The sequence below is a fragment of the Nannocystis sp. RBIL2 genome, assembly GCF_026626745.1.
Lineage (GTDB): Bacteria > Myxococcota_A > Polyangia > Nannocystales > Nannocystaceae > Nannocystis.
On record NZ_JAPNJW010000001.1, the window covers coordinates 1,054,623 to 1,081,621 of the forward strand.

23 protein-coding genes are annotated in these 26,999 nt (G+C 71.7%); 17 read left to right on the top strand and 6 right to left on the bottom strand.

What is annotated here, in order from left to right; translation table 11 throughout:
* The first annotated feature begins 446 nt into the window (after positions 1-446).
* The 6 genes from OV090_RS04245 to OV090_RS04270 all read left to right on the top strand — a co-directional run bounded on the left by OV090_RS04245 (position 447) and on the right by OV090_RS04270 (position 6,540).
* Positions 447-929 (top strand): STAS domain-containing protein, encoded by a 483-nt coding sequence (locus tag OV090_RS04245; RefSeq protein ID WP_267702175.1) that lies wholly within the window; start codon positions 447-449, stop codon positions 927-929.
* Entirely contained in the window at positions 886-2,001 is a 1,116-nt protein-coding gene (locus OV090_RS04250) for an STAS domain-containing protein (RefSeq protein ID WP_267702176.1), read from the top strand. The genes OV090_RS04245 and OV090_RS04250 overlap by 44 nt, the downstream gene beginning before the upstream one ends.
* Complete coding sequence (locus OV090_RS04255; protein ID WP_267702177.1) at positions 1,994-2,788, top strand: STAS domain-containing protein; 795 nt, start codon at positions 1,994-1,996, stop codon at positions 2,786-2,788. Before OV090_RS04250 ends, OV090_RS04255 begins: the two co-directional genes overlap by 8 nt.
* Before the next feature lie 158 nt (positions 2,789-2,946).
* Positions 2,947-3,111 (top strand): hypothetical protein, encoded by a 165-nt coding sequence (locus tag OV090_RS04260; protein ID WP_267702178.1) that lies wholly within the window; start codon positions 2,947-2,949, stop codon positions 3,109-3,111.
* 79 nt (positions 3,112-3,190) lie between these two features.
* Entirely contained in the window at positions 3,191-4,708 is a 1,518-nt protein-coding gene (locus OV090_RS04265; protein ID WP_267702179.1) for a M20/M25/M40 family metallo-hydrolase, read from the top strand.
* Between the two features lie 296 nt (positions 4,709-5,004).
* Complete coding sequence (locus tag OV090_RS04270) at positions 5,005-6,540, top strand: HAMP domain-containing sensor histidine kinase (protein ID WP_267702180.1); 1,536 nt, start codon at positions 5,005-5,007, stop codon at positions 6,538-6,540.
* A gap of 44 nt (positions 6,541-6,584) precedes the next feature.
* Here the strand turns inward: OV090_RS04270 and OV090_RS04275 are convergent, their stop codons facing one another.
* Positions 6,585-6,917, bottom strand: coding sequence for an SMR family transporter (locus tag OV090_RS04275; RefSeq protein WP_267702181.1), 333 nt, complete (start codon positions 6,915-6,917; stop codon positions 6,585-6,587).
* Positions 6,918-7,429: 512 nt separating this feature from the next.
* Between OV090_RS04275 and ybaL the strand changes: the two genes are divergently transcribed.
* Positions 7,430-9,124, top strand: a complete 1,695-nt coding sequence (ybaL, locus tag OV090_RS04280) for a YbaL family putative K(+) efflux transporter (protein ID WP_267702182.1) — start codon at positions 7,430-7,432, stop codon at positions 9,122-9,124.
* A 69-nt stretch (positions 9,125-9,193) separates the two neighbouring features.
* On the opposite strand, the gene OV090_RS04285 is transcribed toward ybaL, so the two are convergent.
* Positions 9,194-10,291 carry a hypothetical protein gene (locus OV090_RS04285; protein ID WP_267702183.1) on the bottom strand — a complete coding sequence of 366 codons (1,098 nt, stop codon included), beginning with the start codon at positions 10,289-10,291 and terminating at the stop codon, positions 9,194-9,196.
* Between the two features lie 369 nt (positions 10,292-10,660).
* On the opposite strand from OV090_RS04285, the gene OV090_RS04290 reads away from it, so the two are divergent.
* Entirely contained in the window at positions 10,661-11,866 is a 1,206-nt protein-coding gene (locus OV090_RS04290; protein WP_267702184.1) for a hypothetical protein, read from the top strand.
* A 25-nt stretch (positions 11,867-11,891) separates the two neighbouring features.
* Positions 11,892-12,986 carry an isoaspartyl peptidase/L-asparaginase gene (locus tag OV090_RS04295; RefSeq protein WP_267702185.1) on the top strand — a complete coding sequence of 365 codons (1,095 nt, stop codon included), beginning with the start codon at positions 11,892-11,894 and terminating at the stop codon, positions 12,984-12,986.
* A gap of 126 nt (positions 12,987-13,112) precedes the next feature.
* On the opposite strand, the gene OV090_RS04300 is transcribed toward OV090_RS04295, so the two are convergent.
* Together OV090_RS04300 and OV090_RS04305 are read right to left on the bottom strand one after the other, a co-directional pair.
* Complete coding sequence (locus tag OV090_RS04300) at positions 13,113-13,667, bottom strand: hypothetical protein (protein ID WP_267702186.1); 555 nt, start codon at positions 13,665-13,667, stop codon at positions 13,113-13,115.
* 274 nt (positions 13,668-13,941) lie between these two features.
* Positions 13,942-16,050, bottom strand: a complete 2,109-nt coding sequence (locus OV090_RS04305; protein WP_267702187.1) for a DUF4215 domain-containing protein — start codon at positions 16,048-16,050, stop codon at positions 13,942-13,944.
* A 224-nt stretch (positions 16,051-16,274) separates the two neighbouring features.
* On the opposite strand from OV090_RS04305, the gene OV090_RS04310 reads away from it, so the two are divergent.
* From OV090_RS04310 to OV090_RS04320, 3 genes are all read left to right on the top strand, one after another.
* A complete protein-coding gene (locus OV090_RS04310) occupies positions 16,275-16,655 on the top strand; it encodes a hypothetical protein (protein ID WP_267702188.1) in 381 nt (126 codons plus the stop codon).
* A 147-nt stretch (positions 16,656-16,802) separates the two neighbouring features.
* Entirely contained in the window at positions 16,803-16,928 is a 126-nt protein-coding gene (locus tag OV090_RS04315; protein ID WP_267702189.1) for a hypothetical protein, read from the top strand.
* On the top strand, positions 16,925-17,305 hold the full coding sequence (locus OV090_RS04320) for a hypothetical protein (RefSeq protein WP_267702190.1): 381 nt from the start codon (positions 16,925-16,927) through the stop codon (positions 17,303-17,305). The genes OV090_RS04315 and OV090_RS04320 overlap by 4 nt, the downstream gene beginning before the upstream one ends.
* A 9-nt stretch (positions 17,306-17,314) precedes the next feature.
* Here the strand turns inward: OV090_RS04320 and OV090_RS04325 are convergent, their stop codons facing one another.
* A complete protein-coding gene (locus OV090_RS04325) occupies positions 17,315-19,228 on the bottom strand; it encodes an IgGFc-binding protein (RefSeq protein WP_267702191.1) in 1,914 nt (637 codons plus the stop codon).
* Positions 19,229-19,818: 590 nt separating this feature from the next.
* Between OV090_RS04325 and OV090_RS04330 the strand changes: the two genes are divergently transcribed.
* The 4 genes from OV090_RS04330 to OV090_RS04345 all read left to right on the top strand — a co-directional run bounded on the left by OV090_RS04330 (position 19,819) and on the right by OV090_RS04345 (position 23,877).
* Positions 19,819-20,349, top strand: coding sequence for a hypothetical protein (locus OV090_RS04330; RefSeq protein WP_267702192.1), 531 nt, complete (start codon positions 19,819-19,821; stop codon positions 20,347-20,349).
* Between the two features lie 62 nt (positions 20,350-20,411).
* Positions 20,412-21,131, top strand: coding sequence for a HEAT repeat domain-containing protein (locus OV090_RS04335; RefSeq protein ID WP_267702193.1), 720 nt, complete (start codon positions 20,412-20,414; stop codon positions 21,129-21,131).
* Between the two features lie 44 nt (positions 21,132-21,175).
* On the top strand, positions 21,176-21,889 hold the full coding sequence (locus OV090_RS04340; protein ID WP_267702194.1) for a HEAT repeat domain-containing protein: 714 nt from the start codon (positions 21,176-21,178) through the stop codon (positions 21,887-21,889).
* A gap of 392 nt (positions 21,890-22,281) precedes the next feature.
* On the top strand, positions 22,282-23,877 hold the full coding sequence (locus OV090_RS04345) for a D-alanyl-D-alanine carboxypeptidase family protein (protein WP_267702195.1): 1,596 nt from the start codon (positions 22,282-22,284) through the stop codon (positions 23,875-23,877).
* Between the two features lie 205 nt (positions 23,878-24,082).
* On the opposite strand, the gene OV090_RS04350 is transcribed toward OV090_RS04345, so the two are convergent.
* Complete coding sequence (locus OV090_RS04350; RefSeq protein WP_267702196.1) at positions 24,083-25,612, bottom strand: S28 family serine protease; 1,530 nt, start codon at positions 25,610-25,612, stop codon at positions 24,083-24,085.
* A gap of 237 nt (positions 25,613-25,849) precedes the next feature.
* On the opposite strand from OV090_RS04350, the gene OV090_RS04355 reads away from it, so the two are divergent.
* The gene (locus OV090_RS04355; protein WP_267702197.1) at positions 25,850-26,986 is read left to right on the top strand and encodes an STAS domain-containing protein; all 1,137 of its coding nucleotides are present in this window, start codon (positions 25,850-25,852) and stop codon (positions 26,984-26,986) included.
* The last annotated feature ends 13 nt before the right edge of the window (positions 26,987-26,999 follow it).

The window sequence follows — 26,999 nt, forward strand, 5'->3', positions numbered from 1 at the left end:
GTTTCCTCGTGCCCGCGGACAGCGCTCGCGCGCCGCTGGGCCCGCTCGAACGCGCGCGGCCTGCCCTCGTCGCGCGATGCCATCGGACCGGGCCTGAGCCCCGTCGACACCCAATCCGGGGGACGCGCCGACGGCCGGTCACCCCCTCCAACCCTCAACGTTCGTAGCGATTGCAACATTCGCCGAATGGCACTTGTGGTCCTGACAGTGGCATACGGTGATTGTCCATTGTTCCGCCTCTGCGAACACCGCGCATTCCCATCGAACGACGCCTCGCAAGGGCGGTATATTTTGCGCCGAGGCTCCGCCGTATCCATGTCCGTGCAGCGGTGATTTCCATTGCGCCAGCCGGGCGCGTCTGTCAAATTGCTGGAGATTGGATGATTCGCCGGTGCGGCCGCTAGCGAGCGCGGCGGGCCGACACCGACGATTGCGGTGGGCTGACGATGGACGACGACAGGGCACACTTCGAGTACCGAACACCGGTTATTCAGCTGTGGGGGCGACTCGTCGTCCCGCTGCAGGGCGACATCACCGACGAGGTCGCGGCGGCGCTCGTCGACGACGTGCTCCGGCGGATCCGCGACAGCTCGGCCGCCGGCCTCGTCCTCGACGTCACCGGCATGTGGACGATCGACAGCCACCTCTGCCACGTCATCGCCGGCCTCGCCGCCGCGGCCCACCTGATGGGCACGCCCACCGTCCTGTGCGGGATGAGCGGGGCCATCGCCATCACCCTCCAGACCATGGGCATCGATTTCCGCCAGCTCCACACCGCCCTGACCCTCGAAGACGCGCTCGAACGCCTGGGCGTCGAGCCGTGCATTCGCGATATCGACCTCGAGGCTCAGGGCCCCCCGTTACCGGATAGAGGAGAACTAAACGATGGATACGCACCCCCACCGTCCGCCCGAGACACCAACCCTTGAAGTATGTGGCCTCGAATACCGCTGGGACCTCGCCCGCGGCAGCTTCACCATCAGCGGCGTCGCCGGCGTCGCCTTTTTCCGTGATTCGACGCTGGCGCGGCTCCTCGTCGGATTTTTGACCACACTCGGACCGCATCGATTCGCGCTGATGATGCTCGCCGAGGGTCAGCGCAGCATCGATGAGGATTGGGACATCATCGCCGCCCACTCCAGCTTCGAGGCCGGCTTCGCCGAGCTCGCCAAGTACGCATATACGGCCGGGTGGGGGCGCTGGGAGCTGATCGGCATCGACCGCGAGGCGCGGCGCGGCGTGTTCCGCGTCCACAACGGCTGGGAGGGCGCGATCCAGCGGGCCACGGCGCTCAACTGGGGCGTCGGCCTGGTCGCCGGCAAGTTCACCGGCTTTTGTCAGAAGCTGTTCGGCTGCAACTGCTGGCCGCGCCAGACCCGGTTCATCGCCGACGGCGACGCCTGGGACGAAGTCATCGTCGAGCCCTCGCAGCGCACCGTCACCGACGAGCTGGGCGCGCTGGCCGACGCCGGCCTGGCGACCAACGCCGACCTGCAGCGCCTGCTCGCCGACCTCAAGCTCAGCGCGGCGACGCGCGAGCGCGCCCTGGCCGAGCGCGACCGCATGGTCGAGGAGCTGCAGGACAAGCTCCACATCATCGCCGAGCAGCGGGTCGCCATCGCCGCCCTCTCGACCCCGATCGTACAACTATGGGACGAGGTGCTGGCGGTCCCGATCGTCGGGGCCATCGACGCCGAGCGGACCGGTCGATTGATGGAGAAGCTGCTCGCCAGCATCATCGACAGCAAGTCGCGCTTCGCCATCCTCGACGTCACCGGCGTCGAGACCATCGACGCCGCCACCGCCGACAACTTCGTCCGCATCATCCGCGCCGTCCAGCTCCTCGGCGCCCACGGCGTGCTGTCCGGCATCGTCCCCGCGGTCGCGCAGACGCTCGTCGACCTCGGCGTCGACCTGTCCGGCGTGCGCACCTTCGCCAACCTCCGCGAGGCGCTCAAGGCCTGCCTCGCCGAGCCCGGGAGGACCCGCCGCCATGCCTGACCTGCACCGCCGCTTCTTCGACCTCAGCACCGAGCTGCTCTGCACCGCCGACAGCGGCAGCGGCTACTTCGTCGACCTCAGCCCCGGGTGGGAGCAGATCCTCGGCTGGACCCTCGACGAGCTGCGCAGCGCGCCGTTCATGGACTTCGTCGACCCCGCCGACCGCGACTCCACCCTCGCCGCCACCGCGCGCCTCGCCGGCGGCAGCGACATCGTCCGCTTCGAGAACCGCTACCGCCGCAAGGACGGCTCGTACGTCCCGCTCGAGTGGGCCTCGACCGCGCCGCAGGCCCCGGGCGACCCGATCTGCGCCGTCGCCCGCCTCGTCGCCACGCCCGACGCCGCCGACGCCGCCGACATCCGGCTCGGCGAGATCCGCCGCGAAGCCCTCACCGCCGCGGTCTCGACCCCGATCATTCAGGTGTGGGACGACATCGTCACCATGCCGGTGGTCGGCCTCGTCGACAGCGTGCGCGCGGCCGACATGAAGTCGGCCCTGCTCGCCGCCGTGGCCCGCACCGGGGCCAAGTTCGCCATCGTCGATCTCACCGGCGTCGACGTCGTCGACACCGCCACCGCCGATCACCTGCTCCGGGTCATGCGCGCGGTCCAGCTGCTCGGGGCCCGCTGCGTGATCACGGGGATCCAGCCGTCGGTCGCGCAGATCATCGTCGGCCTCGGCCTCGGCCTCCCCGGCGTCGTCACCCTCCGCAGCCTGCGGGAGGGGCTGCGCTTCTGCCTGCGCGACCTCGGCTACGCCGTCCGGCGCGAGCAGGCGACGCCGTAGGTGCATCTCGCTTCACGCCTCGTCGGCGCCGACCCGCGCCGCTCGCGGGCAGGGTCTGCGTGCCTTCCCCACTCGCCGGCGGTGTGGTGAACATCATCGCTACGCGTTGCTGCGCGCCCGCCGTCCGCTAGGTTTTCCCCGCAAGGGAGACGACCCGGATGTCCACGAAATTGTCCTTCGGCCTATTCATAGCATTGGCGACTGCCGCGCTCGCGTTCGACGATTGCATCTTCATCAACTTCGGCGACGAGGACGACGAAGACCGCGAGCAACCGGACCAGGACGTCCCTCCCCACCTCCGCGCCGCCGCTGCGGCCGCGTGACGACCACGCGCTCGCGGGCCGGTAGCCCGCGCGCGCCACCGCTCGCCGAAGCGGACGCCGATTCGGGTATCTTGATCGCGTGCGCCGCGAGCCCCCGATCCGTCGAGCCTGGCCCCTCGCGCTCGCCTTCGCGGCGGCGTCGGCCTGCACGGCGCCGCACGACGCCTCGCCGACGGGCTGCCCCGCGCCGCTCGCCGAGTCGGTGGACGTCGCCGCGCTCGAGCAGCACCTGCTCGCCCTCGCCGACCTCGCGCGCGCCCACGCGGACACCCGCGCCGCCGGCAGCGACGGCTTCTCGGCCTCGGCCGACTACGTCGCCGAGCAGCTCGCCGCCGCCGGCCTGAGCGTCCGCCGCGAGCCGTTCACCTTCGTCGACTTCGTCCTCCTGGCCCCTCCGCGCCTGCTCCGGCCCGACGTCGCGGCCCCCGAGTACGTCGCCGGCGTCGACTTCCGCGTCGCCACCTTCTCGGCCAGCGGCGACGTGGCCGGGCCCGTGATCGCAATCGACCTGTCCCTCGGGCCAGGCAACGACTCGACCAGCGGCTGCCAGGCCGAGGACTTCGCCGGCTTCTTCCCCAGCAGCATCGCCCTGTTGCAGCGCGGCGGCTGCACCCACCAGCAGAAGGTCGACAACGCCGTCGCGGCCGGCGCCGCCGCCGTCGTCTACTTCAACCAGGGCGACATCGCCGAGCGCTCGCCCCTGTTCACGCCGCGCCTCGACCGCCGCACCACGATCCCCGTGGTCGCCCTGCCGTACGTGCTCGGCGAGGCCCTCGCGCAGCAGACCGACCTGCAGCTGCGCCTCGTCGTCGCCGCCGAGGCCGTCGTGCGCGAGACCGTCAACGTGATCGCCGACACCGCGCCGACCGCCAGCGGCCGCGTCGTCATGCTCGGCGCCCACCTCGACTCGGTGCCCGCCGGCCCGGGCGTCAACGACAACGGCTCCGGCGTCGCCGCGCTGCTCGGCATCGCCGGCGCCCTGCCGCGCTGTGACCTGCGCCATCAGGTCCGCTTCGCCTTCTGGGGCGCCGAGGAGCTCGGCCTGCTCGGATCGAGCTTCCACGTGGAAGCGCTGCCCGCGGCCGAACGGTCCGCGATCGCGCTCTACCTCAACCTCGACATGATCGCCTCGCCCAACCCGGTCCGCTTCGTCTACGACGGCGACGGCTCGGCGTGGCAGAAGGCCGGCCCCGCCGGCTCGGCCGCGATCGAGGCCGCCTTCACCGACTACTTCGCCGCCCTCGACGTGCCTACCCGCGAGACCCCGTTCGACGGCCGCTCCGATTATTGGGCCTTCATCCGCCACGAGATCCCCGCCGGCGGCCTGTTCACCGGCGCCGAGGCCCGCAAGAGCCCCCACGAGGCCCAGCTGTTCGGCGGCGAGGCCGAGGTCGCCTACGACCCCTGCTACCACGCGCCCTGCGACGACCGCGACAACTACAGCCGCGACGCCTTGCTCGAGAACACCCGCGCCACCGCGCACGTGCTCGCTACGTTCGCTATGAACGACCCCCCGCTGCCCGACGAGCCACCGCCCGTCGCCCCGCGCGCAGCCCTCGACCTGCACGCCCCCGAGCATTGCGACGACAGCCGCTGAGCCGCCGAGCAGAGCCGCCGACCGTCGATCCCGCGCAGCCGTCGTGCCAGTCGCCGCGCATCGTCGCCGCGCGCGCCCGCCGTGCCACGCCCGCACTCGCGTGCGTCGAAGTCGAAGTCGCAATCGCGGCCATCGACAAGTGCGCGCGGACAATCGCCCGCACGCAGCCTTGTGATGACGTCGCCGCAGCGGCGCCCCCTCCGCAGCGTCCGCGAGGATCGCCGCCGAAGCCCCCGCGTGCGCCGTTCCGCACCGGCGGCGAGTGCGACCGCCGCGGGTGCTACGTTGCATCCGGAATGCGCGAGCCTGCCGCTCTCCTCCCCGATGTCGCGCGCCGGATCGCCGACGCGCTCGCCGGCCTCGGCGCCCTCGACGCCGTCGTCGCCGTCCCGCCGCACGCGGCCGTCGTCGTCGCCACCGGCGCTGCCGCCGGCCTCCTCGCCCACTTTCCCGACGATCCCCGGCGCCACCCCCTCGCGCGCTGCCTCGCCGGCGCAGTCGTCGACGAGGAGGCCGAGCGCATCGGCGAAGACGGCCGCGTCACTCGCTTCCGCGCGCGCGCAGTGCCGGTGCGCGACGGCGACGGGGCCATCCTCGCCGCCGTCGCAGTGTTCGCCGAGCTCACCACCGAGCGGCGCCGCCTCACCGCCGCCGAGCTGCTCGACGACGCCGGCCGCGTCCTTCTCGAGTCGCTCGAGCTCGCCCGCGTCGCCCAGCTCGGCGCCGAGCTGCTGGTCCCGCGGCTCGGCGACGTCTGCCTCGTCTCGCTGCTCGAGAACGAGGACGAGCTGCGCCTCCTCGGCCTGGCCCACGCCGATCCGGCCCAGCTCGCGCACGAGCGGCCGCTGCGCGACCTCTTCCCGCTGCAGGACCTCGCCTGGGATGTCCTTCAGGACAGCCGCGCCCGCCTCGTAGACGACCTCGGCCCGCTCGATCCCCCGCTGCACGCCCTCGGACTGCGCACCGCCATCCTCGCGCCGCTGCTCGCCCGCGGCCGCGCGCTCGGGGTCGTCCGCCTGCTCGCCGCGCGTCGGCTCGACGACGACGACCTCGAGCTGGTGCGCCGCGTCGGCGACCGGCTCGCCCTCGCCCTCGACAACGCCCGCGAGCACGCCGAGGCCCTGCGCGCCAGCCAGGCCCGCGAGGACGTGCTCACCGTCGTCTCGCACGACCTCCGCAACCCGCTCAGCGCCATCACCCTCGGCGCCACAGTCCTGGTCAAGAAGCTGCGCGACGCCGAGGAGAACGTCGCGGTCATCCAGCGCAGCGCGGCTCGCATCGAGCGCCTCACCGAGAACCTGCTCGACCTCGCCGGCGCCCAGGCCGGCCGTCCCACCGTGCTCGAGCGCGAGGTCGCCGACGCCCGCGAGATCCTCGAGGACGCGCTCGCCCTGCAGAAGCCGCTCGCCGACAAGAAGAGCGTGCGCCTGGTCGCCCGCCTGCGCATGGCTCAGGCCCCGCTGTTCTGCGATCGCACCCGGATCGCCCAGGTGTTCGGCAACCTCCTCGACAACGCGATCAAGTTCAGCGCCTCCGGCCAGGAGGTCGTCGTCGAGGGCGACCTCGTCGACGGCCAGGTCCGCTTCTCCGTCCGCGACCAGGGCCCCGGGATCGAAGAGGCCGACCTCCCGCACATCTTCGAACCGTTCTGGTCGACCGTGCGCGGCGGCAAGAAGGGCCTCGGCCTCGGCCTCTCGATCGCCCGCAGCATCGTCGACGCCCACGACGGCCGCATGTCGGTCGCCAGCGACCACGCCGGCGCAGTGTTCACCTTCACCCTGCCGCTCGCCCACGGCGCGCCCGGCGAGGACGCGCCCGTCGACGAATCATGACATGTCCCCATCGACATGTCCTCGAAGCCATGTGATTACGCGCCTCAGCTCGGGTGTGCGCCGCCGAGCTCGAGCAAGACCACCCCCGCGACCACCAGGCCGATGCCGACCAACTGCGCGCCGGTCAGCGTCTCGGCGAACGCGAACCAGCTCACCAGCGCCACCAGCACCACGCCGACGCCCGCCCACACCGCGTAGGCGATCCCCAGCGGGATCCCGCGGCCGAGCGCGAGCGCGAGCGCGACGAACGCCAGCACGTAGCCGCAGACCACGATCGGGTACGACCACCACGTGGCCCGCTCGCCCGCGGTGAAGCGCAGGAACGACGTGGCGACCACTTCGAAAACGATCGCCGCCGACAGGAACAGGTACGCCACGACGACCTCCAGGGACGCCTCGCACCATACCACCGACCCGCCCTCGCTCCTCGGAGCGCGCCACGCCCGGCCTTCGGACGCGGCAGCGAGCTCGGCCGCGAAGCGCATGACGTCGGCGAAAGTCGCCGCGACCGTCCGTCTCACCGGCCCCATCGGTCCTCGGACCCACGAGATGACATGTCCGCAAGGACATCTCGTCATTCACCGCCCGGCGCGCCGACGAGCTCGGCCGTCCCGGCGCCCGCGACGGCCCTCCGCTCGCTCGACTCGCCGCGGCGCCGCCTCGCCCGCGACATGACATGTCCGCAAGGACATCTCGCTCGTCCGCCCGCCCGCAGCCGCGCCACCTGCGACAGGCGCCTGCCGCCGGGCTCGCTCGGCCGATCGACGATTCGCGCCGCGCGACACGCCGGTCGTCGGCCCCGAATACGGATTCGCGGCGGGCATGACCGGGCTTCTGTCGTATCCCCTCGCCGGCAGCGCCGACCGCCGCGGTTAGCATGCACATAGCGATGCTCCATCACACCCCCCTGCTCGACACGATCGCCGCCGGCCTGGTCTTCGCGTTCGCGCTCGGCGCATTGGCGACGCGCGCCCGGATGTCGCCGCTCGTCGGCTACCTCGCGGCGGGCGTCGTCGTCGGCCCGCACACGCCGGGGTTCGTCGCCGACGCGGCGCTGGCCAACGAGCTGTCGGAGATCGGCGTGATCCTGCTGATGTTCGGCGTCGGCCTGCACTTTTCGTTGCGCGACCTGCTCGACGTCAAGTCGATCGCGATCCCCGGCGCGGTCGCCCAGATCGCGCTCGCCACCGGCCTCGGCGCGGGCATGGGGTGGGTGCTCGACTGGCCGGCCAGCGCCGGCCTGATGTTCGGCCTGGCGCTGTCGGTCGCCAGCACCGTCGTGCTGCTGCGCGCGCTCGAGGAGCGGCGCCTGCTCGACAGCCCGCGCGGCAAGATCGCCATCGGCTGGCTCATCGTCGAGGACCTGGCGATGGTGCTGGCGCTCGTGCTCGTGCCCGCGATCGCCGCCGGCGGCGACGGAAGCGAGCTGTGGCTCTCGCTGGGCCTCACCCTGGTCAAGGTCGCCGGCTTCCTCGCCCTCATGCTCGTCGTCGGCCGGCGGGCGATCCCGTGGATGCTCGAGCAGATCGCCGGCACCGGCTCGCGCGAGCTGTTCACCCTGTGCGTGCTGGCGATCGCCCTCGGCGTCGCTCTCGGCGCGGCGATCCTGTTCAACGTCTCTCTGGCCCTCGGCGCCTTCTTCGCCGGCATGCTGCTGACCGAGTCCGAGTTCAGCCACAAGGCCGCGAGCGACTCGCTGCCGCTGCGCGACGCCTTCGCGGTGCTGTTCTTCGTGTCCGTCGGCATGCTGTTCGACCCGCGGATCCTCATCGAGCAGCCGCTGCTCGTGCTCGCCACCTGCGCGATCATCATCATCGGCAAGTCGATCGCCGCCCTGGCGCTGGTGCTCGCGTTTCGTCACCCCTTCGCCACCGCCCTGACCATCTCCGTCAGCCTGGCGCAGATCGGCGAGTTCTCGTTCATCCTCGCCAGCCTCGGCGTCGAGCTCGACCTCATGCCGACCGGGGCGCGCGACCTGATCCTCGCCGGCGCTATCCTCTCGATCCTCTGCAACCCGCTGCTGTTCGCCGCCCTCGACCGCTGGCAGCGCCGCCGCGACCTGGCCGAGGCCGAGAAGAAGGCCGTGATCGCGTCCGGCCCGCCGGCCCCCGAGGGCCCGTTCGTGCTGCTGATCGGCTTCGGCCGGGTCGGCAGCTCGATCGCCCAGATCTTGCGCGAACGGGGCACGCCGCTGCTGGTCGTCGACACCGACCCCGATCTCGTCGACCGCGCCCAGGCGCGCGGGATCCCGGCGATCTGCGGCAACGCGGCCAACCCCCGCGTCCTCGCCGAGACCGGGTTCGCCCAGGCCCGCCTGGCCCTGCTCGCCATCCCGCAGGCCCTCGAGGCCGGCGAGATCGTGGCGCGCCTGCGCGAGGCCAAGCCCGACATGACCATCATCGCCCGCGGCCACTCCGAGGGCGAGGTCGAGCACCTCCTGCGCCACGGAGCCGACGGCGCCGTGATGGCCGAGCGCATCATGGCCCTGCGCATGGCCGAGATGGCCGCCCACTCGCTGGCCTACCACGACCGCACCGCCGCGGCCGCCGCCGCATCGACGCCGCCCGACGCCGGCGCGGCGTAGCTCCGCGCCGCGACCTGTCTCGCAGGACATGCCCTCGCGGACATGTCGCTGCAATGCCGCCGACCCGCCTCAACCCGGCGGCTCGAGCGGCGCGCAGGTCGATACCCCGGCCCCGACGACGCGGATCGGCGCGTTCGCGTGGACCGTCGTCAGCGCCTTGCCGCTGTTGTCGCTGTCGTCGTAGTCGAGCTTCGTCACCTTGCTGTAGTCGGCCTGACCGTTCGGGTCGCCGAGGGTGAAGAAGTAGAAGTCGCCGCCCCAGAACGCGAACGCGAACGCGTTCGTCAGCGGCAGGTTGTTGAACGGCAGCGTCTCGATCGCCTGCGCCGTCTGCTTGTCGAACTGGATCAGCTTGGCGTTCGGCACCCCGCCGAACGCGTAGAGCCGGCCGTCGCCGGTCCCCGTCAATTCGGCGCCGTTGTAATTGGTCGGGCCGATCGTGGTCATCTGCATCACCACCGGGTCGAACACCCCGAGCTTGCCGGCCCCGGGCCCCTCCGACCACAGCCCCGCCTGGCCGTTCCAGTGCTGGCCGTACAGCGCGTCGCACGGGTCGTCGGCGCTCGCCGACACGAACGCCATGCCGAAGTGGACCCACCCGTTGGCGCCGGGTACGTAGTTCGGGTCGACGCAATTCTGCGGATTGGTCACGTCGAGGCGGAACAGGTCGCCGACGTAATTGCTGGGACCCTGCGGGAGGGTCGTCTGGATCCACGCGAAGCCGTCGCGGCCGACGCCCATCGAGAACGTGCCGTCGGTGGTCGGACAGCCGAGCGGACCGACCAGCTCGAAGCTGTTGCCGAGCGGATCGTAGGTCCACAGCTCGCGGTCGTCGGACAGCACGTAGATGAGGTCGAGCTTGGGCGCGCACGGGCACAGCACGTCGTCGGGCCCGGTCGTCGTGCTCGGCCCGGTGTCATCGCCGAGGTCGAACTTCGGGCCCCCGCCGCCCGTCGTCACCGCCCCCTCCGACGTCGCCTCCGCGCCCGTCGTCGACCCCTGCGACTCGCTGCCCACCTCGGTGGTCGTCTCGCCCGGGGCGCCGGACAGCGTCAGGTTGGGCAGCGTCGTCGGATACGTCCCCGCCGCGCCGGTCGCTTCCGCGCCGGACTCGTCGTTGCAGGCCAGCACGAGCGCGACGAGCCACACGGGCGAGGTAGATCGCATGCGGCACGCTATCGCCCACCGCGCGCCAGCGTCAAGGCCGTTCGGATCGGGCGAGCCGCAAGACGGGCGCCAGCCCGTCCGTGTCCCTGTGGACATGTCCGAAGAACCATCTCAATCAGCCCACGGCCGTGGTATTGTGGACCCATGCGTGCGGCCCTGCTCGCGCTGGCCTGCGTGATCGCCTGCACCGCGGGAAACGCCGACGAGCGCGCGGCGACCCCCGCTCGCTCGGCCGGTTCCTCGTCCGCTCCGGCGCCCTCTTCTCTCGCAAGCGCGAGCGACCCGGCCGCCCCATTGTCATCACCCCCCGACTCGCCCGCGGCGTCCGCAACTTCGTCACCATCGCCCCCCGCGTCCGCCGACCCGTCATTGTCGGCACCGCCCTCCGACCCCGCCGCGACGCCCTCACGCGAATCCACGGCCGCAGCGCCCCCGCGCGACCCGGCCGAGTACTTCGCCCTCGCCGCGCCGCTGCGCTGCGATCGCGCCGTCCGCTGCGGTGAGATCGGCGCCTCCGAGCGCGAGCGATGCCTGCGCGAGCAGCCGCGCACCCGCGTCCTCCTCGGCGTCGAGCGCGGCCTGCAGGCCCGCCGCTATCGCTTCGATCCGGCCCTCGCCGCCGCCTGCCTGCACCTCCTCGCCGAGGCCGCCTGCGCAGTCGATCACGACGTCATGCCCGACGGCTGCCTCGCCGGCGCCGTCCCGGCCGGCCTCTTGCCCACCGTGCCGTCAGGCGGCAAGTGCGAGCGCTGGGAGGAGTGCATCGACGGCTACTGCAGCGGTCAGCTCGGCTGCCCCGGGGAGTGCCGCGCTCACACGCTCGCGGCGGGCGGGCCCTGCGACGACCGCACGCTGTGCGGCGCCGACCTCTACTGCGACCGCGACGTCTGCCGCCCGCGCAATGGCCCCGGGGCCGCGTGCAACAACCACTGGCAGGCGTGTCGACCGGGCCTCGTGTGCCAGGGTTACGTCGCGCCCAGCCGCGAGCCGCACGCCTACCGCCGCGAGCAGCTCGGCGTGTGCGCGGCGCGGCGCGGCGAGGGTCGAGCGTGTCGCCGCGTCTCGCTCGGCCACGACTGCGCCCCCGAGCACTTCTGTGACTTCAGCGCCGCCGCGCCGAGCTGTCGCGCCCGCTTGCCGGCCGGGGCCGCCTGCAGCTGGCAGGACGCCTGCGCCGACGGCCTGCGCTGCGACGGCCTGCGCCTGGCCGCCCCATCGAGCAGCGCGGGCGAGCCAACCCTCGCCGCGCCCGGCACGTGCCGACCCGTCGCCGACGCCGGAGCGACCTGCGATCCAGCCGCCGCCGAGACCCGCTGCCCGCTCGGCATGCGCTGTGCCGACGACGGCCGCTGCCTTCCGCGCGGCGACACCGGCGCGGCCTGCAGCGAGCGCAACGACTGCGGCCCCTATCACCATTGCGACCCCGCCGCGCACACCTGTCAGCCCGACCTCGGCTACGGCGAGCCCTGCCGGCCCGGCCCCGGCGGCGGCCCCGGCGACGCCGGCCCGTGCTTCCTCGGCACCTGCGATCCGGCCGCCCGCCGCTGCGTCGGCGCCTGCCCCCGCGGCAAATGACGGCCGCCTGCGGCATGCTGTGCGCGTGCAGCTCCGCCCGCTCGTCGTCCTCGTCGCCGCGCTCGCCTGCGGCCCGCCGCCTGCCCCGAAGGACAGCTTGCCTGTTCCTTCGGACAGCCGCCGCCCACATGCCCCGAAGGACACCTCACCTGTCCCTCCGGACATTGCCCCTCCGGACAGCCCCGCCCGCGAGCTGCCGATCCGCACCGGCGCCGAAGTCCCGAGCGGCCCGCTGGTGGTCACCCACGCCGGCGTCGGCTCGCCGCTGAGCGACGCCGACGGGGCCGAGCGCGCGGCCGCGGCCGGCGGCGACGTCCTGGCCTCCGGCGGCAGCGCCCTCGACGCGGCGATCGCCGCCGCGGTCGTGCTCGAGGACGACCCGCGCTACAACGCCGGCACCGGCGCCAACATCCGCCTCGACGGCCGGACGATCCAGCTCGACGCCTCGCTCATGACCGACGACGGCCGCTTCGCCGCGGTCGCGGCGATCGAGCGGGTCAAGAACCCGATCCGCGCCGCCCGCCTGGTGCTCGACTCGCCGCACGTGCTGCTGGTCGGCGAGGGCGCGACCCGCTTCGCCCACAAGCTCGGCCTGCCCGACGAGGTCCCGCGCTCGCCTCAGGCCGAGGCCAAGTACGCGGCCCGCATGAAGCGCCTGCGCGAGGTCATCGAGACGCCCGGCACGCAGGAGCCGGACTGGCGGATCTACTGGAACTACCCCGGCGAGATGCCGCCCGACATGGTCGCCTGGCGTTACGGCGGCGACACTGTCGGCGCGGTCGCCCGCACCGCCGATCATCGCTTCGCCGCCACCCTCTCGACCGGCGGCACCTCGGTCACCCTCTACGGCCGCGTCGGCGACGTGCCGATCTACGGCGCCGGCCTGTTCGCCGGCCCCGCGGGCGCGGTCGCCTGCACCGGCCACGGCGAGGAGATCATCCGCCAGGCGCTGGCCCGCACCGTCTACCAGGCGCTGGCCGCCGGCACCCCCGCGCGCGAGGCCGTGGCCCGGGCCGCCGGCGCGTTCGATCCGCGCTGGGACGTCGGCCTCATCGCCGTCGACCGCAACGGCTGGGGCGTCGCCGCCACCCAGCCGATGGCCCACGGCCACGTCCCGTGACGCCTGTCCTTCGGCGCATGTCTCTTGCGCCATGCCCGGTGGAACATGCCCGATCGAGCATGCTCGATCCGCCACATGCGTTGCGCTCGCGCCTGCTCCGCCGCCTCTGCCAGGCGCAGAGCGCCCTCAGGTCCCGGCCGCGCCGCAGCGGGAATGGTAGCGCGGCAGCTCGGCGCTCGCGCCGGTGTTGAACTTGTCGACGACCTTGCCGCTGCCTGTCCCCTGGACCAGCTGCAGCCGATGCACCTCGCCGGCCCGGAACGCGCGGACACGTGCGCCCTTGCCGTCGCGGCACGTCGGCAGGCCCATCTCCGGGCACTGGTGAGCGACGAACAGGTCGCGCTCGTCGTAGCTGCCGGACAGCACCCGCTTCACCGCGTAGCGCATCACCACCACGAACTTGTTCTTGCCGCAGTGCGCGGCGCTGCGGGCCTCGACCAGCTCTGCCTCGACCTCGAGCTGGCGCGACGGCTCCGGCAGCGCCGACGGGTCGCCGCCGTCGACATCGTCGATCTCCTCGTCGAGGTCGGCCGCGGCCACCGCCGCGTCGGACTCCGGCGCGATCACTGCGGGCACCATGCCCGGGCTGGCCGAGGCTTCCAGCACCGGCACCGACATCCAACAGCCGGTCTGTCCGAGCAGACCGACGAGGGCGAGGCTCGCTACGCAAGCTCGGGTCACGGGACAATTCATAGCGCTTTCTCGCGGCGCGCACAGCCGAAGCCGACGATCGGGCGAGCGGCGAGGAGGGCGCAGGGCCGGCCGGGCGAGCGCCGTCGGCGGCGCGACGACGGGACGGCGCGGCCGCAGGAACGGCTTTCCTCGCCCGAATACGAGAGCGGCGCCGGGACCTGGGTCCCGAGCGCCGCTCTGTGGGGCCGACTCTCACGTGCGATCGGCCGATCGCATGGAACGTGTTTCGCCGAGGTCAGCCGTCACCGCCCCGGCGTGCGAATCACGGGTTGAAAACGACCGTGAGCTCGGCGCTCTGCAGCGTGCCGGTGTCGCCGACGTAGTTGTCGCCCACGCAGACCTGCCAGTTGCCCGCGCCCATGCTGCCGGCGAACGCGGCGAGGTTCGGGCCGGGGCCCTTGCCCGGATTCGGCTTGTAGTCGCAGCGGAAGTCGTCCTTGCAGATGACCAGGTCGGTGTTGGTGGAGGTGTCGCCCATCGTCTCGGCGTCGGTGACCCCGGCGTCGCGGAAGAACAGCGGGAACGCGGCGTCGAGGTTCGCCGAGTCGCCGATGTAGTTGCCGCCGTCGTCGTTGGTCTCGACGGTGCCCGGGCTGAGCATCAACGTCACCACCTGGTTGGCCGGGTTGACGACCTTGATCCCCAGGTCGCCGACGAAGGTGTGGTTGATGCCGATCCGCAGCGTCGCGTCCTTGACCGTGCCGTTGCCGCCGCCGTTGACGACCAGGGTGGTGCACGCCATCGAGGCGACGGTGCCGTTGTAGGTGTTGTCCGGGATCGCCAGGCCGAGGGCGTTCTTGGTCACCTTCTCGTTGGGCTGCTCGAACTGACAGGTCGCGCTGCAACCGTCGCCGTTGACGGCGTTGCCGTCCTCGCACTGCTCGACGCCGACGTTGAGGATGCCGTCACCGCACTTGTTGGCCTTGCACATGGGGGTGCAGCCGTCGTTCGGGTTGGCGTTGCCGTCGTCGCACTCCTCGACGCCCTGCTGGGTGAAGCCGTCGCCGCAGGTCGCGGTCTTGCAGGCGTTGGTGCAGGCGTCGGTCGACTCCATGTTGCCGTCGTCGCACTGCTCGCCGCCCTGCATGAAGCCGTCGCCGCAGGAGGCCAGCTTGCACACGTTGGTGCAGCCGTCCTGGTTGTTCACGTTGCCGTCGTCGCACTGCTCGACGCCGGCGAGCACCTTGGCGTCGCCGCACACGGCGGTCACGCAGAGCGACAGGCACGCCTTGTCGTCGCCGTTGCCGGCCCCGTCGTCGCACTGCTCGACGTTCTCTTGGATGAAGCCGTCGCCGCACTTGGCGTCCTTGCACTCGAGCGTGCAGTCGCCGGTGTTGCTGTTCGCGGCCCCGAGGTCGCACTGCTCCGTGAGGCTGGACTGCTCGAACCCGTCGCCGCACTTCGGCGCCTGGCACAGATCGGTGCAGCCGTCGTCCTGATCGCCGTTGAGGCCGTCGTCGCACTCCTCCCCGTCGTCGGGTTCCCCGTCGCCGCAGCCCTCGAGCGTGCAGGTCGCGCTGCAGCCGTCGTCCGCCATCGTGTTGCCGTCGTCGCAGGTCTCGCCCGGGCCCTTGTCGCCGTCGCCGCAGACGTTGAGCACGCAGTTCTCGAGGCAGCTCGTGCCCGGGCCGTTGTCCTTGCCCGAGTCGCACTCCTCGCCGCCGTCGGTCCACGCGAACCCGTCGCCGCAGACGTTGGCCTTGCACTCGGGGGTGCACGTCGCGTTGGCGCCGTTGGCGGCCCCGTCGTCGCACTCCTCCATGTTGACCGCCTGCGAGAAGCCGTCGCCGCAGGCGGCGTTGGTGCACGCGTTCGTGCACTCGTCGGTGTCCTCCGTGTTGGCGTCGTCGCACTCCTCGTTCAGGTCGACAGCGCCGTCGCCGCAGCTCGGCACGCTGCAGTCGTCCTTGCAGTTCTCGCCGCCATTGTCCGGACCCTCGTCACAGCCCTCGCCTGGTCCGACCTTGCCGTCGCCGCACACGTTCTCCTTGCACTCCGAGGTGCAGGCAGCGCTGTCGCCGTTGTTGGCCCCGTTGTCGCACTCCTCACCCGCGTCGATGTTGCTGTCGCCGCACACGGGCGCCGGCCCGGTGTCGGTGTCAGTGTCGGTGTCGGTGTCGGTGCTCGGCTCGGTCGTGGTCTCGGTCGTCGTGCCGGTCGTGGTGCCGGTCGTCGGCACGGTCTCGGTCGGATCCGGCATGCTCGTCATCGAGCCGGTCGTATCCGTCCCTGAGGACGTGTCGGTGTCCGTCTCCGTCCCCGAGTCGGTGGTCGTGACCGAGCCGCTCGGACACGCGCTCAAGAGCACCACGGGGGCCGCGCTCAGGAAATAACCAAGGATCTGCCGCTTCGTACAATTGCTTACTCGCATGCGCGGACCATAACCTCGAGTTCGCCTCGTCAACCAGGGACATCCGCGGACAAAAACGTCCCCCAATTACGGCACACGACCCGAAAGGCGGCCATCCGGCAGGCGGTGTGCGAGCCGCTGCGCACCCGAGACCCCCCGATCTCGGCTTACGCCAGCGACAGGGTCGAGGCGCAGCCCGGATGCCTTGAAAGCAGGCACCGCTCCTGCCGAAGATTCCCCGCGCAATGCTCGGAGCACGCCGTTTGGCCGCCAGCCTGTCGACCGCAGCTTCGGCGACCGCGACGTCGACCGACACCGGCACGACGACGACCATCACCACCGCCGTCCCGGCCGCGACGACGACCACCACCATCGGTCCCGACCTGACGACCACGACAACCTCGGGCCCTGCCACCACCACCGGCACCGCCACCACGGACGCGACGACCTCGACCACCGATGCCCAGACCGCCCCGACCGCCCGCCCCGGGGTGCGCGATCTCGGCTGCCCGACGGCCTCTTCGACGGCGTTGACGCCCCTCACCGGCGAATGCAGATGCAATTACTCCTGTGTCAAAACAGGCGAGGACGCTGGCATCATCCACCCGTCACGGGCAACGAGATGACCACCGGCAACCGCGGCAATGATGGCAACGGCGGCGACCGCGGCCCGGCCAACGACGATTCGAGCACCGGCGGTGTCGGCGGGAATGATGGCACCGACAGCACCGGCGGCGAGCCCTCGGGCCCGCCTCGCGCGTGCCGCTCGCGTCGTGTTCGTCCATACCATCGACCGCTGCACCGCCGGCTTCGGCGGGGCGACTGACAGCAATCCGGACAACAACCCGGCCCCCGAAGGCGCGACCGGCCTCGCGGGGGCCAACCTGCAGAGCCATTGACGGACCACGACCCCGACGAACCCACCGACGCCGAGCTGCTGCTCGAGGACCTCGCCGCCGACCTGGTCGGCGAACGGCGCCACGAGCCGCTGCTGGCCCGCCTGTTCGCCGCCGAGCCCGGCGTGTGGCACGACCTCGACGCGCTGGCCGAGGGCCTCCCGCTCGTGCGCGAGCGCCTCGACGAGCTCGACGCCCTGCCGATACACGTGTCGTGGATCGATCTGCCGGCCTCGCTCCACGGCGACGGCTATTGCACGATCACCTTCTATTGCGAGCGCGGCCACCTCTACCGCATGGCCCTGTACAACCGCGGCCTGTTCGCCCGCAAGCGCGGCGAGCCCGGCCCGCCGCCGCCGCCGGGTCGCCTGCTCAACTGAGCGGCGCGGTCACTGCGGCATGATCATCACGTCGTTGATCGGCCGGATCGCCGCCCCCGCCGGGTACGCGTACGACACGTTCAGCGTGTAGAAGTCGACCGACTCCGGCGAGCCCCAGCCCCACACCGTCACGCCGATCGGGTTGGCGCTCGTGATCTCGTGGCGGCCGTTCGAGCACTGGCCGACGTCTTCGAAGTTGCCGGTCACGAGGTCGACGCGGGTGTACTCGTGCTCGTCGTCGACCGCGGCCCAGCCGTCCAGCACGCCGGCGCAGCCGAGCGTCACGTCGGCGTAGGCGCCGTCCTGCTTGCGCCGCACCACCACCAGGCTGGTCTCCGAATACGTCGGGTCGGTGAAGAACACGTAGCGGTCGAGGTACTGCTCCGAGGGGATCACGTTGACCCACTCGGGGTCGCCGCGGTTGTCGTGCAGCTGCCCGCCCGTCATGTAACCCGCCAGGTAGAACGGGTGCTCGCTGTCCTGGCTGCGCACCGTGAACGGCCCCGCCGCCGCGAATTCGACGACCTGTCCGAAAGACAAGGTGTCGGGCGCGCCCGCCGGCTTGGCCGGCTGCCACGACAGCGTGGTCCCGTCGACCGTGCCGACCAGCCGCCACGGCGGCGTCTCCTCCTGTCCCATCGCCAGCCGGTTCTTGTAGCGGACCGCCACGTACGCGCTGCCCAGCGCCTTGATCGGCGGGATCTGCTGGTGCGCCCCGTCGCAGTACGAGGCGTCCACCGGCACGTTGAAGCAGCTCGCCCCGCCGAACACCCCGACCGGCTTGTTGGCGACCAGCGGCGAGCCCGTCAGCTCGGCCGACTGCGCGAACTGGATCGTCTCGCCGCGCGCGAGGTTGTACTTGATCGGCACCCCGGCCGCGCCGGCGGTGACGCCCGGACCGCCGACGATCGCTACCTTCGGATCGATCGTCACCTCGGTGCCGTCCTCGCCAGCGACGACGGCCCACAGCGGCCGCGCCGCCGGCACCGCGACGCTCTGCGCATAAGCGTTGACGACCACGTAATTGGTGTCCCACACGCTCGTCGGCAGCATCAGCGTCGCCGACGTGATCGCCACCGAGCCGCCGCCGTACGGCAGCATCTGGTAGGCGGCGACCGGCCGGTCGGTCGAGATCCGGAACCCCTTGCCGCGCCCCGTCCCCGCGACCTCGGTCTCCGTCGCCACGCCCGCGGGCGCCGGGCAGTCCGGGTTGTCACCTGGCCCTCGGGACAGGAACACCAGCGCCACCTGCCCGACCGGCAGCCCGGCCACCGGGTCGTAGGGCGCGTAGTCGATGTTCTCGCCCTGGCCCTCGGGGATCCGCGTGAAGCCGGCGACGTCGAGGCTCTGCCCGTCGTACTCGACCTCGATGTGGACCGGCTCGTCCCAGGTGTTGGCCACGAACGCCGCGAAGCAGCCGCCGGTCTTGGTCGTCTGCGTCTTCACCGCCCAGAATTCGCAGCCCTCGCTGCCCTGCAGCAGCGCCGCGGCCTCGCACGGCTCCAGCGGCGTGCACGCGCCCTCGATGCAGTACGAGTCCTCCTCGCACAGCGACACCAGCTGCCCCTCGCACTCCAGCCCCTTCAAGTCGGCGGAGCACTGCACCGGCTCGCACGGCTCGCCGGTCGTCGAGCTCGTGGTCCCGGTCGGTGTCTCGGTCGTGACCGCCTCGGTCGTCGTCGGCACCACCGCAGTCGTCCCCATCGTCGCCGAGTCGGTCCCGCCCCCCTCGGTCGTCGTGCCACTGGCTGACTCGGTGCCGGTCGACGCGTCGGTGGCCGTCCCGGTCGCGTCGGTGGCCGTCACCGCCCCGACCGTCGTCTCGGTGGCACTGCCGCCGCGGCTGTCGGAGCCTTCTCCGCCGGCACAGGCCCCCACCGCGACGAGAGTGACGAGAGAGAGCGTGCCGATCCCGCGCATCATGGCCGGCAGTATGACACGGAGCGCCCGCTCGTTGGCGCGCGCGAGGGAGCGGCCCGGGCCTCACCGGCCGGTCTCTTCGCCGCCGGTCGAGCGTCCGCACCTCCGTGCGCTCCACCCGCTGCACGTCCGCAGGCGCGCCGCGTCTCATCCTGTCTCGAAAGACAGCATTGTTCGCGGCACTCGGCGAGCCGCGACGCGATGGAGGGTCGTGTCGCAGCCTGTCTCAAAAGACATCCGAATCCGCCGCTCCGCGAGCCGTCCCCTGCGCGATCCAAGTTCTATCCCAGCCTGTCTCAAAAGACATCTTTGTCCGACTGGATTCGAGCTTCGCCGTCCAGCATGTCTCAAAAGACATCTGACATCTCGGCGCTCCCGCGATGCGTCCTGCGCCGCGCTCATCACCCGTCGCTGCCGGTCCCCGTCGACATGGCGGTCCTCGCCCGCTCGCCGCGCCTCGGTTTTCGCCGCGAAAGCAACCGCCGGAACCCGCGTATCGGACGAGCAGCGCGAGGGGTCCCTCACGGCTCTTGGCGCGCGCGCGGCCGTTCATCGAACTTTGAATCGGTGGACCGTTGGGGCGTATGGAGAGCATGACTCAGCTCCTCGTCCACCCCCTGGTGCAGGCGGCCCAGAGCTACGCCACTCGCGCCCACGCGGACACCCATCATCTGTACGACGGCCGGCCGTATGCCAGCCACCTGAGCATGGTCGTAGAACGCGCGGTCGAGTTCCTCCACTTGCTCGACGAGGACCAGCGACCGATCGCCCTCGCCGGCGCCTGGGTCCACGACGCCATCGAGGACGCCCGGCAGACCTACAACGACGTCAAGAAGGCCACGAACGAGGCCGTGGCCGAGGTCGCCTTCGCCCTGACCAACGAGAAGGGCCGCACCCGTAAAGAGCGAGCCAACGCGCGCTACTACGAGGGCATCCGCGCCAGCGACGTCGCCACCTTCGTGAAGATCTGCGACCGCCTCGCCAACGCCGGCCACTCCGCCGCCACCAAGTCGAGGATGCTCGCGGTCTATCGCCAGGAGCAGCCCGACTTCCGCGCCGCGCTCTACAGCGACCGCTTCGCCGCCATGTGGGACGCCCTCGAGCAGCTCCTGGCCCAGCCCTGACGGCAGCCCTCATGCTCGAGCGTCACTGCAACTGCGATACGAAATGCTCGCGAGAGTGACGCATGGCGAAGTTCCGCAAAAAGATGGAGGCGATGGTCGGGCAGTTTCCGCCCGAGACTCGGGCCAGCGCGCAGCAGGACCTCGAGCGTCTATGGCAAGCCGGCGTCGAGACGTACGACGACCTGCTCGCGGTCGCCGAAGGCGAGCATGAGGTGACTCTGCGAGAGATCGCGTGCGCCTACCTGGCTTCACTGGGAGACCGACGCGCGCTCCCGACGCTCGCCCGCTGTCTCGTGGCTGAATCAGACCAACTTCGCTGCGAGGCTGCGCGCTGCCTCGGCAACCTGGGCGACGCCGACGCGATCGCGCCGCTCGTCCAGTGCCTCGAGAGCGACCCCGATTCCTACGTCCGCATGTACGCCGCGCACGCTCTCGGCGTGCTCGCCGACGAGCGCGCGTTCGAAGCCCTGCGCGCCGCCCTGCACCGCTCGGACGAAGCCCCGCACGTCCGCGGCATGGCGGCGGAATCGCTCGCCTGTCTCTTCGACCGCAGAGCCATCGACGAGCTCCTCCTGGTGCTCGACGATCCCTCCGCCGAGGTCCGTTACTGGGCCGTGTTCGCCCTCGGTCAGCTCGGCGATGCCTCGCTCATCCCGTGGCTGCGGCCGCTGCTCGCGGACCATGAATGCCCGCCCGGCCTCATTCCGATCTCCCAGGAGGTGGCCGACACGATCCACATACTCGAGCACTCCACCAAGGAGCGGGACCTGCCCGACGCGTGAATCTGCATCGACTTTTGTGATACGAACTCGGCGAACGTGACGTCATGTCGAAGTTCCGCAAGAAGATGGAGGCGATCGTCCGGCAGTTATTGGCCGAGAGCCGGGCCAGCGCGCAGCAGGACCTCGATCGTCTGTGGCAAGCCGGCGTCAAGACGTACGACGACCTGCTCGCGTTCGCCGGCAGCGAGCATGAGGCGGACCTGCGAGAGACCGCGTGCTGGTACCTGGCGCGGCTGGGAAACCAGCGCGCGTTCCCGACGCTCGCCCGCTGTCTCGCGGCCGAATCGGTCGAACTTCGCGGCGGGGCCGCGCGCTGGCTCGGCATCCTGGGCGGTGACGACGCGATCGCGCGGCTCGTCCAGTGCCTCGAGAGCGACCCCGATTCCTACGTCCGCATGTACGCGGCGCACGCTCTCGGCGTGATCGCCGACAAGCGCGCCTTCGAAGCGCTGCGCGCGGCCCTGCACCGCCCGGGCGAAGCGCCGCACGTCCGCGGCATGGCGGCTGAATCGCTCGCCTGCATCTTCGACCCGAGGGGCATCGACGAGCTCCTCCTGGTGCTCGACGATCCCTCCGCCGAGGTCCGCTACTGGGCCGTGTTCGCGCTCGGCCAGCTCGGCGATGCCTCGCTCATCCCGTGGCTGCGGCCGCTGCTCGCGGACCATGAATGCCCGCCTGGCCTCATTCCGATCTCCGAGGAGGTCGCCGAGACGATCGAGGAGCTCGATACCAAGGAGCGAGACCGGTCGGACGAGTGAACCCATATCGCCGCGCTCGCGGAGCGCCGCACGGATGAGCTTCACCCGGCCGTGGACGCGCGGCCCGCAGCGACACGCCGGCGGTCGGCACGGCCCCGCGCCCCCTGACGCATCGAGGCCTGGTCGCGCCACCGCTCTCACCGACATGGTCGAAGAGACAGGCCATGCGCGCCCCGCGGCCTCTGCGAGCGCCGACTGCCTCCCCACAGTCTCGCGCCTGGCCACGACGCGCGGAGCCATCGATGAACTCCCGTTCGCGTGATTGCCGGCCCGTCCAGTCGGTGGCCGGCGGACCCCACCCCTCCGAGCTTCGCCCCCGCGACAGACGCAGGACTTGCGAGGCCGTCGTGTGCCCTGCCCGTCCCCGCGTGCCCGTGATAGCGTGGGCGTCCATGCCCACCGCGATCTCGCTCCGACATGCTGTTCTCGCCGCGCTTTGGATGGCGCCGTATTCCGCCGCCCGGGCTGACGGGCCGCACGAATACCAGGACGTCTGTGAATTGACCGCCCCGCCCGACATCGGCGAGCACCCAGCCCCGATCGACTGCGCCGAGAGCAAGGACACCGGCTACACCAGCGGCAACCCGTTCGAGATCACCGTCGTCCACATCGACGGGCGCCCGGTCGAGAAGAGCACCGCCAACGCCTACTGGGTCATGCGCGAGGCCGCGGCCGCGGCCGGCGTCGACATGCACATCAACAGCGGCTTCCGCACCATGTCGGAGCAGGAGTACCTCTACGGCTGCTACATCAATTGCAACTGCAACAGCTGCAACCTGGCGGCCAAGCCCGGCTACTCCAATCACCAGAGCGGTCACGCGCTCGACATCAACACCGCCACGCCCGGCGTCTACAACTGGCTGAACGCCAACGGCGGCAACTACGGGTTCACCGAGACCGTCCCGGGCGAACCGTGGCACTGGGAGTGGTGGGGCGGCGGTCCGGGCGGCGGCGTCTGTGACATCAGCCTGGCGCCCACGGGCTACCTCGACACCGTCGATTGCGACAACGTGTACGGCTGGGCCCAGGACCCCGACGCGCCCGACGCCTCGATCGACGTCCACGTCTACTTCAACGCACCGGCCGGCGATCCCAACGGCATCGGCGTGCCGACCACCGCCAACCTGCACCGCGAAGACCTGTGCATGGCCCTCGGCTCGTGCGCGCACGGCTACAAGCTCGGCGTGCCGCTCAGCCTGCGCGACAACACCACCCGCCCGGTCCACGTCTACGGCATCGACATCGAGGGCCAAAAGAACCCGCAGCTGAGCCAGAGCCCGCTGTCGTTCACCTGCGCCCCGCCGCCCTTGACCGGGTACCGCCGTCACATCCCCCACCCCGACGTCCTGGCCACGTGGAAGTTCGACGTGTTCTGGGACCTCGTCACAGTCGACGAGCCGACCCTGCTGGCGCTGCCCGAATGGATCGACATCGAGCCCGTGCCGCAGCTGATCCGCGCCGACGACGGCACGCCCGAGGTATACCTCAAGGACGGCGGCGTGCGGCGCCACGTCCCGAGCCCCGAGGTCGCCGACAACTGGGACTTCGACCTCGGCGCAGTCGTCACCGTCCCGGCCGCCGAGGTCTATGCAATCCCGCTCGGCACGCCGGTGCGAGACAAGCCGGTGCTCGTCAAGGGCCCCGGGCCCGAGGTCTATCAGCTCGACGATCTGCAGTGCCCGCCCGACAGCCTCTCGCCCGAATGCCAGGTCGACGCCACCACCGGCGAAGACCCGACCGGCGAGGCCCCGACCACCGGCGGCACCACCGGTGATTCGACGGGCGGCGCCGAATCCGATCCCAGCAGCGGCGGCTCGTCCGACAGCAGCAGCAGCGGCGGAGCGGCCGGCAGCGCCACCGGCACCGCCGGCAATGACGCGAACGACGCGGGCGGATGCGCCTGCCGCTCGGACTCCGACACCCCGCAGCCGTGGGCGTTCGGCCTGCTGGTCCTCGGCGCCCTGGCCCGCCGTCGCCGCCGCGCCTGACCGTCCGCGGCGACTACTGCCCTCGCGCGACGACCTCGCGCGAGGGCGGATCCGTCACCCGACGAAATTCTGGGAATCGGCGTATCCCTCACGCAACAATACCGAGGGTCTCCGGCGAATCCCGTCCGCGGTAAAATCATACGAGTAAGCCCGACGAATGACCCAGTGCCGGGCCGCTCGCAGCTCTCGCTCACGCGCCTCCCCGTCACCAGCCGAATTGCCGCAGCGTCTCGCGGATCGGCGCCGGTCGCAACATTCCGTCGCTGCGCGCCCCCGTGCCCGCCCACGCCTCCACTGCCGCGACCGCCTGCTCGCGGTCGGCGTCGGCGAGGTCGGCGATCAGCGCCCCGTGGTTGCCGCCCGGCGCATGGAACAGGTACGAATCGGCCGCGTCGCCGAGCTCGAACGCCCCGGCCGTCCACGGATCGTTCTCGCCGTAGATCAGCAGCAGCCGCTCTCCCTCGGTGGCCAGCCAGTCGGCGACGTCCTGCGCCGGCGCCGGATCGTGCGGCCCGGGGGTCTTGCCCGGCCCCGGCACGATGAAGCTGCGGGCGGTGTTGAAGCCCGGGAACAGCAGCAGATCGGCCACCGCCGCCTCGTCGACGAAGATCCCGCCGAGCTGCGTCGCCGACTGCCAGTAGTACGGCTCGACCCGCAGCAGGTCGGCGTCCGAGTTGGGCTCGCTGACCTTTTTTAAAAATGCCCACACCTCGTCGTCGCTGGCAACGGGCGTCGGCACCGACGCGCACAGGCTCGCGGTCTGGTACTGCCAAAACGCGAACGGCAGGTCGAGGGCCGCCGTCTCGAGCACCTCGTCGGCCCCGAACAATTCGTACGTCGCGGCCTGCCCCGCCATGCGGTCCAGCATCGCCGGCCGGCGCAGCAGCACCTCGCGCTGCACGTCGCGCAGCGCCTGCCGGCAGGTCTCGTCGCCCAGCGTGGCGATGAACTCCTCGTAGCGCGCGTCGTACTCCCCGTGGCTGTAGGGCGCGACGTAGGCGATCGTGCCGTCGACGTCGGCCGGGAAGAACCGGCGGAAGTACAGCGCCGCCAGCCCACCCTTGCTCGCGCCGGTCGCCAGCCAGCGGCCCGCGTACAGCGGCTGCAGGGCCGCGGCGATCCGGTGGTGATCGGTGGCGGCCTGGCGGATGTCGAGGTCGGTCCAGTCGGGCATGCTCGGCCGCGACTTGTCGAAGAAGCGGTGCTCGACCGTCAGCTGATTGGCCGCGACCATCGTCGCCGGCTCGCCCAGGGCCGCCGACTTGGTGTTGATATTGTAGCCCGCGGTCACGATCACCATCGGCGCGTCGACGTCGCGGTGCAGCAGCGTCATCCGCTGATTGAAGATCGGCCCGCCCTCCGCGTCGTGGTCGGCCGGCTGCTCGTAGAGCATCGTGAACAGGCGATAGCCCGCGATCGGCGTCGGCAGCTCGCCCACCCACATGCCGTCGATCGCCGCCAGCTGCTCGAGGATGTCGAGCTCGCCGCCGGTCGTGGTCGAGGTATCGGTGGTCGTCGGCGCCTCGCCGCTCGACTCGCCGCTCGTCGTGGTCTCGCCCGTCGTCGTGGTCTCGCCAGTCGTCGCCGTCTCGTCCGTCTCGCCGGTCCCGCTCGTGGTCGTCGTCGTCGTCGCGGCCCCGGTCTCGCTGGCCTGGCCAGTCGTCGCCCCGGGCCCCTCGCAGCCGGCCCCCGCGAGCACTGAGACGATTGCGAGCGAATGATAAGAGAAGCGCATCGGCGCAGGGTATCACGCCAATCGCCGCGGCGACCGGCGCCCGACCTCCGTTCGCTGCACGTCGCGCGGCGCTCTGCGCAATTGATGCGAGGTCCGCCGACCTTCCTGCGTGCATCCAGGAACCCGCGCGATCGTCTCCGCGCCTGTCCGGTGCGTCCGCAGGGGAGCCCCCCGGTACGCTCCGGCAGACGACGGGCGACAGGTCGCAGACGCGGTAGCCTCCACGCACATCGCCGCATGGCCACCGACTCCGTCTATCTCCTCGACGACCTGGCCCTGTTCGACGTCCTGAGCACGCCGGTGTGGATCGTCGATCTCGAGCGCGGCCACCAGTGGTGGGCCAACCTCGCCTGCGTGCCGATGTGGGGCGCAGTCGACCGCGCGCAGCTGCTGGCCGCCAGCGCGGCAGGACCGGGCCCGTCGCCGACCTCGCGGCTGCGCCTCGAGCAGCTCCAGCGCCGCTTGGAGCGCGGCGAGCGGGCCGTCGATCGCTGGACCCTCTACCCCGATCACGCCAAACCGTTCGTCGCCGAGTGTCGCCAGCAGGCCATCCGGATCGCCGACGGCCCCGGTGAGTCGGTCCGGCTCGGCATGCTGGTCGAGGCCCGCGTGCTGGGCGACGCCGAGGCCGAGCTGCAGGATCGCCGCGGCATCGAAGCGCTGCGCTACCTCGGCGAGCTCGTCTCGCTCTACGGCGACGCGGGCGAGGTGCTCATGCGCAACCCCGCGGCAGTGGCGGCGCTCGGCGACGTCGGCCACGGCGACGCCTTCGCCGCCAGCTTCGTCGATCCGTCCCAGGCGCCCGAGCTGCGCCGTCGCCTCGCGGCCGAGCCCGTGCGCCTCGACGTCGCGGTGCGCACCACCACCGGCGCGCGCTGGTACGACACCGCGCTCCGCCGCAGCCTCGATCCGGTCACCGGCGCGCCCGCGCTGCTCGTCACCCAGACCGACATCACCGAGCGCCGCGCCCACCTCGCCGAGCTCGAGCGCAACCGGCAGCAGATCGCCGCGCAGACCGACACCCTGCTGCGCCTGGCCGCGCCCGTCGTCCGCGTCGGCGCCCGCGTCCTCGCCTTGCCGCTGATCGGCGCCCTCGACCGCCAGCGCGCCGACGTCGCCCTCGCCGCCCTGCTCGATCACACCGGCCGCGACCGCGTCGACCGGGTCGTCCTCGACCTCACCGGCGCCGCCGTCGACGACGCCGAGGTCGCCGCCGGGGTGCTGCGGATCGTCCGCGTCCTGCGCCTCCAGGGCGTCTCCGCCGCGCTCAGCGGCGTGCGCCCGCCGCTGGCCCGCGCGATCGTCGACGCCGGCGTCGACCTGTCCGAGGTCCGCTGTCATCAGAGCATCGAGCACGCGCTCGCCGGCCGCTGAGGCCGGCAAGCGC